This is a genomic window from Pseudomonas sp. On1, from assembly GCF_033783325.1.
In genome coordinates this window covers 212,294-225,657 of record NZ_JAWPOA010000003.1, presented here as the reverse complement: position 1 = coordinate 225,657, position 13,364 = coordinate 212,294, and the positions used below count along the sequence as shown (strand labels likewise).

The window sequence follows — 13,364 nt, the reverse complement described above, 5'->3', positions numbered from 1 at the left end:
AAACGGCTTTTGTGGGAGCGGGGCAAGCCCGCTCCCACAACGTTCGCTCCTACAGGAACGAGCACGGCAATGCCGGATCAGTCCTGGCGGCTGGTCACTTCCAGCAGGTGGTAGCCGAACTGGGTCTTCACCGGGCCCTGGACGACGTTCAGCGGCGCGCTGAAGACCACGGTATCGAACTCGCGAACCATCTGGCCCGGGCCGAACGAGCCCAGGTCGCCGCCCTGGCGGCTGGATGGGCAGGTAGAGTTGGCCTTGGCGACTTCGGCGAAGTCGGCGCCAGCTTCGATCTGCGCTTTGAGTTCGTTGCACTTGTCTTCGCTGGCAACCAGGATGTGGCGGGCGGTGGCTCGGGCCATGGGTACTGCTCCTTAGGTTCGAAAAGGCAAGCCTAGCGCACTTGCTCGTGCCCTGTCTCGCCAGGCTTGCCGCAGAGACTCACAGGCGCGCGGCGGCGTCGCGCAGCAGTGCTTGCGTTGCGTCCCAGCCCAGGCAGCCGTCGGTGATCGACACGCCGTACTTCAGCGCGCCTTTGCCGAGAGTCTGGCAGCCGTCGAACAGGTGGCCCTCGAGCATCACCCCGAGCAGCGAGCGGTCACCGCCCAGGCGCTGGGCCAGCACGTCCTCGAACACCGCCGGCTGGCGCGCCGGATCCTTGCCGCTGTTGGCGTGGCTGCAGTCGACCATGATGCGTGGCGCCAGACCTGCCTTGGCCAGACCCTGACGCGCCAGGGCGACGCTCTGGGCGTCGTAGTTCGGGCCCTTGTGCCCGCCGCGCAGCACCAGGTGGGTGTCGGGGTTGCCCAGGGTCTCGATGATCGCCGGGTGGCCCTGCGTGTCCATGCCGAAGTGACGATGCGGGTGGGCGGCGCTGCGCATGGCGTCGCAGGCGATGCCGATACCGCCGTCGGTGCCGTTCTTGAAGCCGACCGGCAGCTCCAGGCCACTGACCATCTCGCGGTGAATCTGCGACTCGGTGGTGCGCGCGCCGATGGCGGCCCAGCCCAGCAGGTCGTCGAAGTAGCCGGCAGCCATCGGCTGCAGCAGCTCGGTGGCGATCGGCAGGCCGCGCTCGAGCATGCCCAGCATCAGGCCGCGGGACAGGGCGATGCCGGCGTGCATGTCATCGCTGCCGTCGAGGTGCGGATCGTAGGCCAGGCCTTTCCAGCCCACGGTGGTGCGCGGTTTTTCCACGTAGGCGCGCATCACCAGCAGCAGCTTGTCGTCGACCTCGCGGCTGAGCGCGGCCAGGCGGTCGGCGTACTCGAGGGCAGAGCGCGGATCATGGATCGAGCAGGGGCCGACCACCACCAGCAGGCGTTCGTCGCGGCCTTCGAGAATGGCGCGGATCGCCTGGCGCTGGGCATGGACTTGCTGGGTGAGTTCGCTGGACAGCGGCATCTGCTGCTTGAGCAGGTGCGGGCTGGGCAGGCGCTGGCTGACGGTGGTGTTGGCAGCGTGCGGCTGGGTCAGGGGCAGGGCGAGATTCGAGGCTTGCATGGCGTTTTTTCCCTGGGCGGACGGCGGGTTCTGGCCCGCGCGGTCGGCCCTATAGAGGTGTTCGACTGATCGTCAAATGGGGTGTCTGTGCGGCATTGCCACCGGAAATCGACCGAACGGAGGCGGCAGGCTGGCCCGAACGGAACTGGCTAAATCGCCATGCATAGGTGCGGTAGTAGGTGGTGTGGTTCATGACGCTGTCCTCAAGGTAATCGGTATGTTTCGTGGGCCCGGAAAAGCAAAACCCCCGGTCGGGGAGCCGACCGGGGGTTTGAGTATTCTCATGTTCGGCGGCCCCTCGAAGGTGGGCGCCGGATGGGTAATCGGCGCCTAGTGGCTAAACCAATACCCAAAATAAAAGCTGGCAACGGCGTTACGACCGGCAACGGCCAGCACGCGGTGCGCGGAGCGACCGGTGTGGTTGGCGTGGTTGCGGGTTTGTTTCGACATGTTGCTCTCCAGTGATTGGGACCGAGCTTACTGCACCTTTGCTCGGGTGTTCAATCACTAAATGCTATCGAGGCGATTGACCCGGCTTCAGCCCTTCAGCCTGCGCTCCAATGCGGCCCCCAATTAAGGGGGAAAATGCCCAGTTCATCCTTCTCCGTCTCGCAAACATCTGATTAACAACGACTAAATTCATGGCATAAGCCTTGCTCACCTCCCCGCAGTATCCCTGTGTCCCCGGAGGTGCCCCATGTCGACCCCTCGCAAAGGCCTGGTCCTGTCCACCTTGCTGCTGGCCTTGCTGGGCTGGCAGGTCTCCAGCGAGGCCGCCGTGCAGTGCCAGCGCACGCTGGTGGCCAACGTGGTGGCGCTGGATCAGCCACTGATGTTCAACCGCCTGGGCGCGCAGAACGCCAATGGCATGATCTTCGCCCTGCGCCAGGACGTGGTGGATGAGCGCCGCGTACCCTTGAGCAACGGCGGCGCCGCCGTGCCAGGCAAGGTCACCCTGCGCCCGGACAAGCGCCCGCGGCCGATTGTGCTGCGAGTGGCGGCCGGTGATTGCCTGACTGTCAACCTGACCAACCTGCTGGCTTATCAGGCCAATCCCAACAAGCACGGCATCGGTCACGACGAGAACGAAGTCGAAGGCGAGGAAGCAGAGGGCGCCGTACTCGACGAGCAGGGCAACGAAAATCTTGTTGCTGATGAACAGGTGACCGACCGCCACGTCGGCTTCCAGGTCAACGGCATGCAGGCGGTCAACAGTATCGGCGACATTTCGGCTAACACCGGTCGCAACGCCAACTTCCTGGTGACACCCGGCAGCACCCGCAGCTATACGTTGTACGCCGAGCGCGAAGGTGCCTTTGCGGTCTCCAGCCGCGGTGCGCCATTCGGCGGCGAGGGCAATGCCGGGAACGTCGCCAACGGCCTGTTCGGTCAGGTGGTGGTGGTGCCCAAGGCCGGTCGCACTTACCGCAACACCCTGACCGAAGAGGAGATGCGCCTGGCCACCACCGGCCGCACCGCCACCGGTCAGCCGGTGATCGACTACCAGGCGCGCTATCCGCAAGTCCAGCCATGGATCGCCGAAGGCAAGGCTGGCAAGCCGATCATCGCCATGGTCGACGGCGAGGAGATCCTTAATAGCGAGACCGATGCCATTGTCATGGGGCCCAACCCCGACGGCAGTTTCCCGAAAGCCACCTACCCACTGGAAAGCGTCGGCAAGCGCAACCCGGCGCTGCCCAACCGGCTGGAAGCCTTCCGCGACTTCGCCTCGCAGTTCGCTGACGAAGTGGCTGGCACCCAGGCTTTCCCCGGCTATTGGGCGGACCCGGTCATGGGCCATGTGCTGGAGCCGACCCGCGACTCCTTCATGATCAACTACGGCTCTGGCGGCATGGGCGCCGAGGTGGTGGCCAACCGTCTCGGCGTGGGGCCAATGCACGACTGCTTGTCGTGCGCCTATGAGGAATTTTTCCTCAGCGCCCACACGGTGGGCGATATCGGCACCCTGGTGGACATTCCGGCCAACGTCGGGCTGGAGCATATGCGCCCGGGCGAAACGCCGCCAGCCAGCGCTACCGGGGTCAAGGCGACCATGGCCTTGTTCCCGGCGGAGCCGGCCAACGTCCACCACAGCTACATCGGTGACTTCACCAAGTTCCGCAACACCCACAATGGCCACGAGCAGCACATCTTCCACCTGCACGGGCACCAGTGGCTGTTCAACCCCAACGACGACAACTCCGACTACATCGACGCTCAGGGCATAGGCCCAGGCGTGGGCTACACCTACGAAATTGCCAACGGCGGCTCCGGCAACCGCAACCGGGTGGCGGGCGATGCAATTTACCACTGCCATTTCTACCCGCATTTCGCCCAGGGCATGTGGGCCATGTGGCGGGTACATGATGTGTTCGAGCCGGGCACGCGCCTGGCGGTCAGCGGCGAGGGCGAGAACGGCTTCCACACCACGCCGTTCGCCCTGCGCAATGGCAAGCCGGCCCCGGGTGCCCGGGCGCTGCCCGACGGCGAGATCATCGCCGGCACGCCGATCCCGGCCATCGTGCCGCTGCCCGGCAAGGCCATGGCGCCGATGCCGGGCAAGGTCACGGTGGTGCCCAAGCTGGCCGAGGCCCTGGTCGCCGAACATGACGATGAAGAAGAAGAGCAGGGCGACGATCACCCCGACGAGCCCGCCACGCCGCGTGCGGTTGGCTCCCTCGCGCTGGTCGATCGCAGCGAGACCAATCGCAACGCTGACGGCAGCCTGAAAAACCCCGGCTACCCGTTCTGGATCGGCGGCATGGAGAGCAGCGTCGGCCAGCGTCCGCCGACTCCGCCGCTGGACATGCTCGACCCGGCCATGGCCCGGCAGCTCAAGGACAGCGGCAAGGCGCTGTGGGCCAACCTCGATCCCAACCAGGTCGACGGTTGGGACGGCGGCCTTGGCCGGCACACCCTCGACGGCGTGTCTGCCGGTGGCGACGCCGTGACCACCACCACCAAGCTGGACTTCTCCAAGGTGGTGCACAAGGCCAAGCCGATCTACCTGCCCGAAGAGGGCACAGAGGTCGAACAGGCGGCCATGCAGTTCCACGCCAAGGCCGAGCACCAAAGCTTCGCCCTGATCCCCGGCGGCGCGCCGGTGGCCAAGGCCTTCCGCACCAACGGCGCCTTGCCGACGGCGGGCGCGCCGTACTATGAGCCGTGCATGGACGACCGTGGCAAGCGCCTGACCCAGTCTGCGGGCGTTGGCGAGTTCTTCAGCGGCGAAAACCTCACCGGCATGAGTTTCCGCGGTTCGTCCACCTTCACCGCCGACCGGCCGCGTATGTACAAGGCGGCCAACATCCAGTTCGACGCGGTGTACAACAAGGTCGGCTACCACTTCCCGCAGGCGCGCATCCTCGCCCTGTGGGAAGACGCCTGGCCGGTGATCACCAAACAGCGCCCACCAGAGCCCTTGGTGATGCGCATGAACACCTTCGACTGCACCCAGTACGTGCACACCAACCTGATCCCGTCGTTCTATGAAATGGACGACTACCAGGTGCGCACCCCGACCGACGTGATCGGCCAGCATATTCACCTGCCCAAGTGGGACCTGACCGCCGCCGACGGCTCGGCCAACGGCTGGAACTACGAAGACGGCATCCTCTCGCCCGGCAGCGTGGTCGAGCGCGTGCAGGCCATTCGCAGCTTCAACAACTGCACCGAGGGTGACACCCGCGACGGCACCGCCGCCTGCCCGAAAGCCAAGCAGCATCCGTACTTCGGGCGCTTTGGCCGGGCCGACTGGCTCGGCGCGCGCAGCGCCATGCAACGCTGGTTCGCCGACCCCTTGGTGAACGTGCACAACGTCGACCGTGGCCTGGGCACCATCTTCACCCACGACCACCTCGGCCCGTCGACCCACCAGCAGCTCGGGCTGTATGCGACCGTGCTGGCCGAGCCCGCAGGCTCTACCTGGTACCACGCCGAGACCGGCGAACAGCTGTACAACCCGGCGACCCGCCAGGATGGTGGCCCGACCTCGTGGCAGGCAGTGATCCAGACCGGCGATCACGACGGCGACGGCAAGAACGACAGCTATCGCGAGTTTTTCCTCGAGTACAGTGACTTCCAGCATGCCTACGAGGCAGGCGTATATGTCGGTGCCGGTCCCAACGGGGTGCCCGATGGCCAGGCGTATCCGGCCACCGCCGACAGCTTCCGCTACGCCATCAACCCGCCAGTGCGCGGCAAGGCTTCCACCCTGCTTGAGGCGATCGTCGAGGAACGCGGCGGCATCAACCCTGGCTGCCCGAGCAGGCCATGCCCGCAGGCGATCTCGGTGGACGATCCCGGCATGTTCGTCGTCAACTACCGCAACGAACCGCTGGCCCTGCGTGTGTTCGATCCGAACAAGGTCGGCCCCGACGGCAAGCGTGGCATGCAGGCCGACGGCCCCGGCGGCGATCTGGGTTACGCCTTGCAGTCCCGGACCGACCGCGCCATACCCGCGATGAACCTGGCGCCGTCGGCGATTACCCAGGCGGTCGGCCCGACGGGGGGCACCACACTGTTCCCACCGCACGTCAACAAATCCGGCAGCGAACCGGGCGACCCGTTCACGCCGATGCTGCGCACCTATTCGGGCGATAACGTGCGCCTGCGCATGCACGCCGGTGGACATGAGGAAGAGCACAACGTCACTCTCCATGGGGTCAAGTGGCTGCAGAACGGCTCCGGCTTCGGCAACAGCTCCAACTCGGGGTGGAAGTCGTCGCAGATGATCGGCATCTCCGAGCAACTGGGCTTCATGGCGCCGGTGTCGATGATCTCCAGCTCCGCCGCCACCAACGGTGACTACCTGTACTCCCTGGATGCGGCGCTGGAAGGTTACTGGAACGGCATCTGGGGCATCATGCGCAACTACACCGCCCAGCGCGCCGACCTGTTCCCGCTGCCCAATAATCCGCAGCCTGTGGCCATGCGCAATACCGTCAACTTCGATGGTATCTGCCCGAAAACCACCAGCAACCCCAACGGCATCGGCACTCGCCCCACGGTCAAGCGCAGCTACGAAGTTGTCGCGGCGCTGGCGAACGATATACTCGAAAATCGCAACAACGTGGCCATCAATGACCCCAACGGCTCCGGCCAGCATGTCGGCGGCCCGCTCAAGGTTAACGGCGGCACGCTGGTGTTCAACAGCCGGCGCACCAGCATCCCGCTGGTGAGCGGCATCGACCCGGAGGATGGCGAGACCTTCACCATCGGCGGCCACAGCGCGCCGCTGCATGACCCGACCGCGATCCTCTATGTGCGTAAGGCCGATCTTGACCCGAACACCGGCAAGCTCAAGGCCGGGGTGCCGGTGGAGCCGCTGATCCTGCGGGCCAATGCGGGCGACTGCATCAGTGTCACCCTGGAAAACCGCCTGCCCCTGGTCATGCCCGACTTGCCCAGCACCGCCGTGATGCATAACGTGGTCAAGCGCGACCGCTTTGACGCAGAAGGCGCCACGGCCTTCGCCAACAACCTGATGCGCCCGTCCAGCCACGTGGGCCTGCACGCGCAGCTGCTGGCCTACGACATCACCAAGTCGGACGGTGTCAATGTCGGGCTCAACCCGGTACAGACAGTGCCGCCTCGCGTTGGCAGCAGCGGCGCGTATCCGACCAAGGTGTACCAGTACTATGCCGGGCATCTGGAACGCGAAGGCAAGCCGACCCTGCAATTGGGTCGCACGGTGGACAACATCAACACCACCGCCATCGAGTTCGGCGGCCTCAACCTGACCCCGGCGGATGTGATCAAGCAGCCGCAGAAAGGCCTGGTGGGCGCCATGAGCATCCTGCCGCAGAACGCCACCTGGACCGAGGATAGCGCCAGCCGCGCCCAAGCCACAGTGAAAGTCAGTGGCCAGGCTGACTACCGCGATTTCGTCACGGTGTGGCAGCGGGCGCTGAACATGCGCTGGGCCGACGGCGCGCCTGTGGCGGGGATCAATACCGAGGGCAACGGCGCGGCAGGTGATCCGCAGGACAACGGCAACATGGCGCTCAACTACAAGACCGAGCCGCTGTGGCTGCGCTTCAACATGGCGCCTGACTCGCCGTTCGGTCATGCCAACGGGCTGGGCTTCGCCGACATACCCAATGCCCACATGGCCTACAGCAATGCCCTGGTTGGCGGTGATCCGCTGACACCGGTGCTATACGCCAAGCCTGGCCAGCCAGTACGCAACCACGTCGTCATGCCAAGCGGCGGGAGCCGAGGCATGACCTACCAGCTGGACGGGCACCTGTGGCCAGTGCACAACTACCAGGCCGAAAAAAGCGATGTGGACGGCTATCCCATGGGGGTACCGGGTATCGGCTCGGTGCGCTTCGGCTACAACCCGATGGCAATGTACGTGGGTGCACAGGAAAGCGTGCTGCCGGCGGCCCACTTCAGCTTCATGCTGCCCAGCGCGGGTGGTGCCAACGCGGTGCCCGGGGATTACCTGTTCCGCGACTATGCGGCATATGGCAACACATCCGGGCTGTGGGGGATCCTGCGGGTGACCAACGAGCAACCGCCGGCGGTGGCGCCTGCGCAGTAAAGGGGCCTGGCGGCCTGACCGGGAAGTGGTAAGGCCGCCAGGCATTCGCCGACAGGACTGCAATCGCGTCGGTAAACAACAAACCATCAAAATTTTCGGCTTTATCGCCTTGCCGCTGACTCACCTTGAATGCCGACCTGGCTGGGATGTACGCCGTATCAAAGCCCCACCCAGCGAACTCTGCCAGCCAACGGCACCACCTCGCCCCCTGCCGTGGGCAGTGCCCGCCCCAGCAGCCCCATGCCTTCGCTGACCAACACCCCATCGCGCACCAGGCACAGGTTGGACGGGGTATCCAGGCCTTGGGCAAGCACCGTCACCTGCTCGGTCTGCAGGTTGCAGTGCAGGAGCCTGCCTGAGAAACGGGTGAAGCCGCCATGCCGCGCCTCACCTTGCCAGTCGGGCGTCAAAGGTTGCTGCACGCTGTCGCAGAGCTCCAGCACCAGCAGGTTGCCGCTGCGATCCAGGGCCAGGCCGGTGGGCAGCTGCAACCCCTGGACAACTACCTCGATGCGTCCATCGGCTGGCCAGACCCGGATAACCTGTCCGGCCCTGTCGGCAAAGTCGATGCCCTTGCGCAGCGGGTCACCGTGCAGCTCGCCGGAGAACAGACTGATCAGCACTGCGTCCGTGTCAGGGTCGTACACCAGTGTGACGGGCACGGCCTCCTGGCCTTGCTCCAGTTCGGGCAGCTGCGCCAGCACGCGCTCCTGCTGGTCATCGACGAACTCCACCAACTGGTTGCTATCGGGCTTGACCGCCAGCCAACTGCGCCGGGATGGATGAAAGCACAGTGCGTTGAGGTTGCCGCGGCTGTGAAACACCGGCTCGGGCGGATTGAACTGCAGGTCGAGCAACCTCGAGCCCTCGACATAGTCGGTCTGGCTGGCCAGGCAGCGTCCGTCACCGTAGGCGATGTCCGACAACCCCATGATTTCGTCGCGCAACATGCGTGCTTGCATGTTCATGGTGCGAAAACCCTGTGCCAGGGTTTCCCTGGGCAAGTAGGCGCCGGGTGAGGTCGGGTCCGGTCGCAGTCGACTGATCCGGCCGCTGAAGGGCTGCTCGGGCAGGCCGGACCCGGCCTCGGCCAGCAGCAGGCTGCCATCGGCCTGCAGGCAGATGCCGCGTGGGTTGAGCAGACCCTCGGCGATGAGGGTGCTGGGGCGCAGCGTTGCGCGTGGATGGGTGGGGATATGAATAGCTGCAGACATCGGCTTCTCTCCGTGAGCGAACAGGGGTAGCGGCTACTGCGGTGGCTGCCACGGCTCGCCGGTGAGGTAGGCGCGCAGCAGCGCCCGCTGACTCGGCGACATCGAACGCACCACCGGCATGAACAGCGTGGTGCCTTTGTAGGCATCGGCGGTGCGGGCGAGGATCGGCCCCTTCGCCGCCATGATCGCGTCGGGCTGGTTCAGCGGCACGTACCGGGACATGGCGGGGAAGGCCAGGTAGTGAAAGCGCAGGACATTCGGGTACACCTGCTGCCAGGTGATGGTGCTGCCCGTGGCGATGCCGAAGTCGGTGCTGGCGAACTTGCGGAAGTTGGTGAAAAAACTGCCAGCGGCCAGGCCGTTGACGGAGTAGCTCAGGGCGACGAACCCGGCCTGTGCGTCGGTACCGGGCTTGACCTTGACCGGGAGGCTGACCGCGAGCTGGCCGGCCTCGACGACCAAGGTATCGGGCACGTCGAGAAAGTCCCAGTTTTCCGGCGCTCCGTAGACCGGGCCGGAAGGGCCGGTGCCGAGCGCTATCTTGCTCAGGGTGGTTACCGGGCCACCCAGGTAGCGGACCTGCAGGGTGATCGACAGGCCGTCGGGGTAGTCCTCGGTATAGACATTGCGCTGGTCGGCGTAGACCCGATAGACCGACTCGCAGGCATGCAACAGGGTGCCGGCGACGGCGCCGGGGGCGTCGACGTGCAGCACCGAGGTTTTCGTCGCCTGCTGCTGGCTGGGGTCGAGCGGCAAGTCGACCAGGCCGCCATACACGTAGTAGTTGCGCAGCAGGTCGCTGTTCGGATCGAGCGTGGCCAGGGGTACGGTACCGGCGGTGAAGGTGACGGGTCCGTAGTTGGCGTTGGGCCCGATGGGGCTGGTGATGTCGTCGCGTACGGCCCTGAAGGTCTGCTTGGGTATCAGGTTGACCATGTCGACGCTCAGCAGGCCGCTGCCGGCGAGCTCGGCGTAGGCGGTGCCGCCGGTGCTCTGGTTGACCAGCTGTCGTCCGGGCTGGCAGTTGGCGGGTTCGTTGGCAAAAGCCGGGGCCAGGGTGCCGATGACCCGACCGATGCTCGGGTTCGGGGTATATCGGCCCGCGGCGTAGTCGGCGTCCAGTTGCGCGGTGGTCATCGCCGGGCACATCTCGAACATCACGAAGCGCAACACGATCCCGGTCGCCCCGGGCGCCTGGATGATCGCGCGCAGCCCGGGGCTGTCGCGGTTCCAGCTGACGATGCTGGCGAGCGGGAAGGTCAGCTGGAAGGTGCCGCTCAGGCGGAACGAGCCCGGCGCGTCCATCGACGCGGGCAGCAGCACGCGCTTCTTCACATCAAGGCTGCTGCAGACGGTGTCGCAGCGGATCAGCAACTGGGTATCGCTGTTGCCACCGATCTGCAGGCCGCCGACGAAGATCTGCGTGGTGGTCGTCGAGGTCGGATCCAGGTCCACCATCATCGGGCCGGAGTTGGTTGGCTGGCCGGTCGCCGGGTCCAGCGAGCCAAGCAGGTACACCGGTTGCCCCACCAGGTCACCGCTGGTGCTGACGCTGCCGGGGCTGCCCTGCGAGCTGATCATGGCGTTCTGCAGGTCGACCAGGTGCTGCCCGTAGTGGTTCCAGCCACCGGCGGTGTAGTAGTCACCCGTCGGCGCATTGAGCATGGCGTTCAACTGGTCGTCGGTGAAGGACTGGGCGCCCGGCGCCAGGGTCGAGGTGGTCAGGTCGAAGATCGGCCACTCGTCGTTGCCATCGTAGGGGATGGTCGGCGAGTTGTTCGGCAGGCTGACATCGGTGCGGATGCCACCCCAGAAATTAAGGCGTGGGCCATTCAGGATGCTCATGGTTCAATCCTCGTCCTTGATGGTTTTGCCCAGGGGCGCATGGGCGAATTTGAACAGGTAGGAGAAGTCGGACTTGTACGGGCTCCTCACCGCCGTGGCCATGGAGTGGCAGTTCATGCAGCTGCTGTTGGGCTGGATGTAGCTTTCCATGGTGACGTTGGCTGACAGTGAGGGCGTCGGCTGGCCCAGCGGATTACCGGGGTTGTCGGGCATCAGCGGGCGCTGGGTGGTGACCAGTTGGTAGTACTTGAGCACGCTGCGTTGCAGCCCAGGGTCGGCGCGGTAGGCGGCGTTGACCTGTTGGGTGACATCGGCGATCGGGGTGACTCGGTTCAGCGGGTTGGGGGTCTGGAAGGTGGTGCCGGGCTTGGGCACGCAGACCAGTTGCGTGCCCTGGGTCTGCCAGTCGCAGGGCGACTGGTTGAGGCTCGCGGCGGGCGCGTCGGCGTTGAAGTAGGAATAAGCGGTGCCGGATGCCGGCTGGTCGACCCACTGGCCGCCCACCAGCGCTTTGGGCGGCACGTTGTCGATCTGCTCGAAGGTCGACCAGATCCACTGCGGATAGCCCTTGGCCTTGGTGATCACATGCAGGCCCACCAGGCCGAGGAAGGCCTCGGTCACGCCGTTGCGCCGACCCTGGTCATCGAAGGTGGCCACCCGCGCCAGCATGGTCAGGTAGCGGCTGGCGTTGTCACGGGGGCCGAGGATGCGCCAGCTCGACTTGATCTCGATGACGCCATAAGGGAACTGGATGTTGGCTGCCCTGGACACCACATCGGCGTTGTAGAACTGGTTGGCGACGATGTAGTCGTAGGATGCCTGGTTGGCCGAAATATCGTAGTAGGTCGGGTTGCCGGCCTGGTCGATCAGCCAGCCGCCAACCGCCTGGTCGATGGCGTTGACCAGCGAGCTGTTCTTCAGCGCGGCGATGTTGATGATGCCCAGGCTCCTGGCGCCCTGCGGGGTGTTCCAGGGGCCGGGATTGGCGCCACCGGGCAGGAAGATCTCATCGACGCTCTTGTAGGTCTGCCAGACGGTGTAGCCGGCGTCCCCAGGCTGCCGGGTGCAGTCCGGGTTGCCGCGCTGGTGGTCCTGGGCCGGCCAGTTCAAGGCGATGAACAGCTGCCAGCTGTAGCGATCGAACTGGTCCTGGCTGGCGTTGGCGGCCGGCGCGCTGCTGGGTGGCTGGCAATCGAGCTGGGTGGCCTGGGACGAGGGCAAGGCCTGTTCCCTGGCCAATGCCGGCAGGCTGGCCAGGCCCAGGGCTATCACGGATAAACGCAGTATGGCTTTCATGGCGATCCTTCGTCGTGGCTCAGGGTTTGCGCTGCATCAGTTTGTTCCACTGCGCCTTGTGCCCGTTGCTCTGGCCGGTTGGTGGCTCGAACAGCTGGCAGGGCGGCGGGTTCGATGGGCACATGGCGGCGACCTGCGCCCAGGTCTGGGCCGGGTCGGGCTTGGCAATGCGAAAGCCGGTGTAGTTCTGGCTGACGATCGGTGCGTTGGCGATGCTGGCGTCCCCGGAAAAGTAGAACGACTGCGGTTGCCGGTAGGGCGGCTGGCCCGAGGCCTTGTTGTAGAAGGCATAGCCGAACAGGATCGGTCCCTGCGGCGAGTCCAGGTCCAGTGCATAGGCCTGCACGCTGGCGTCCAGGTGCTGGCTGCGGGTGGCGCTGTAGGGCAGGTGCTTGATGAAATCCTGCCGAGGCGGGTGGTTCATCGGCGAGAACATGCAGCAGGCCGGCATGTCCTTGGGCCGGTCCTGCGGGTAGGTGAGGAAGTAGGCCTTGTTGCCCAGGGACACGAACGAGCAGGTGTAGTTGTTGTTCTTGATCGGGAAGATCGGCAGGCAGTACTTCTCGTAGTGCTCCATCATGGCGCCGAAGCCGTCGCCATCGGCTGGAATGTAGGTGGTGTCGTAGTAGCTGGTGCCACGGGACACGGTGTAGTCGGCCGGGGCCAGGGTGGCCGGTGGGTTGCTGTAGGGCGGCGGATTCTTCTGGTAGTTGTGCATCACCCGGTACATCGTCCAGTCGCTGATCCAGTAGGCCGGAAAGAACGGATCGGACGGGTCGCTCGGTGCGCGTTTGGCGATGCAGTTGCTGTTGCTTGCATCGCAGCCCAGGGTGTTGTGCACGCCCATGGTGAAGTAGACGGCGCTGTCGTCGGCCTGGGCGATCAGCGAGGGGCAAAGCAGCAGGACAAGCAGCAACAGTCGGTAGAGGATGCGGGTGTTCATGGGACACTCCTGTGAAGTG

The 13,364-nt window shown here is 65.4% G+C and carries 7 protein-coding genes; 1 reads left to right on the top strand and 6 read right to left on the bottom strand.

Annotated features, from left to right (window positions below):
- Window positions 1-77 precede the first annotated feature (77 nt).
- The gene (locus tag R5C80_RS04375; protein ID WP_094009975.1) at window positions 78-359 is read right to left on the bottom strand and encodes a peptidylprolyl isomerase; all 282 of its coding nucleotides are present in this window, start codon (window positions 357-359) and stop codon (window positions 78-80) included.
- 79 nt (window positions 360-438) lie between these two features.
- Window positions 439-1,500, bottom strand: a complete 1,062-nt coding sequence (locus R5C80_RS04370) for a 3-deoxy-7-phosphoheptulonate synthase (RefSeq protein ID WP_104443806.1) — start codon at window positions 1,498-1,500, stop codon at window positions 439-441.
- A 697-nt stretch (window positions 1,501-2,197) separates the two neighbouring features.
- Here R5C80_RS04370 and mnxG point away from each other — a divergent pair.
- A complete protein-coding gene (gene mnxG / locus R5C80_RS04365) occupies window positions 2,198-8,047 on the top strand; it encodes a manganese-oxidizing multicopper oxidase MnxG (protein ID WP_094009973.1) in 5,850 nt (1,949 codons plus the stop codon).
- A gap of 158 nt (window positions 8,048-8,205) precedes the next feature.
- On the opposite strand, the gene R5C80_RS04360 is transcribed toward mnxG, so the two are convergent.
- From R5C80_RS04360 to R5C80_RS04345, 4 genes are read right to left on the bottom strand one after another with little or no spacing between them, the layout of a single operon-like run.
- A complete protein-coding gene (locus R5C80_RS04360) occupies window positions 8,206-9,261 on the bottom strand; it encodes a hypothetical protein (protein ID WP_319049857.1) in 1,056 nt (351 codons plus the stop codon).
- 33 nt (window positions 9,262-9,294) lie between these two features.
- Entirely contained in the window at window positions 9,295-11,106 is a 1,812-nt protein-coding gene (locus R5C80_RS04355) for a hypothetical protein (RefSeq protein WP_038706171.1), read from the bottom strand.
- A 3-nt stretch (window positions 11,107-11,109) separates the two neighbouring features.
- Window positions 11,110-12,402 carry a hypothetical protein gene (locus R5C80_RS04350; RefSeq protein ID WP_023630893.1) on the bottom strand — a complete coding sequence of 431 codons (1,293 nt, stop codon included), beginning with the start codon at window positions 12,400-12,402 and terminating at the stop codon, window positions 11,110-11,112.
- A gap of 19 nt (window positions 12,403-12,421) precedes the next feature.
- Window positions 12,422-13,345, bottom strand: a complete 924-nt coding sequence (locus tag R5C80_RS04345) for a hypothetical protein (protein WP_319049856.1) — start codon at window positions 13,343-13,345, stop codon at window positions 12,422-12,424.
- Window positions 13,346-13,364: the final 19 nt, after the last annotated feature.

Bases quoted from the DNA above. Each gene is read 5' to 3' on its own strand.
- R5C80_RS04375 (WP_094009975.1), bottom strand. From the start codon at position 359: ATGGCCCGAGCCACCGCCCGCCACATCCTGGTTGCCAGCGAAGACAAG.
- R5C80_RS04370 (WP_104443806.1), bottom strand. From the start codon at position 1,500: ATGCAAGCCTCGAATCTCGCCCTGCCCCTGACCCAGCCGCACGCTGCC.
- mnxG (WP_094009973.1), top strand. From the start codon at position 2,198: ATGTCGACCCCTCGCAAAGGCCTGGTCCTGTCCACCTTGCTGCTGGCC.
- R5C80_RS04360 (WP_319049857.1), bottom strand. From the start codon at position 9,261: ATGTCTGCAGCTATTCATATCCCCACCCATCCACGCGCAACGCTGCGC.
- R5C80_RS04355 (WP_038706171.1), bottom strand. From the start codon at position 11,106: ATGAGCATCCTGAATGGCCCACGCCTTAATTTCTGGGGTGGCATCCGC.
- R5C80_RS04350 (WP_023630893.1), bottom strand. From the start codon at position 12,402: ATGAAAGCCATACTGCGTTTATCCGTGATAGCCCTGGGCCTGGCCAGC.
- R5C80_RS04345 (WP_319049856.1), bottom strand. From the start codon at position 13,345: ATGAACACCCGCATCCTCTACCGACTGTTGCTGCTTGTCCTGCTGCTT.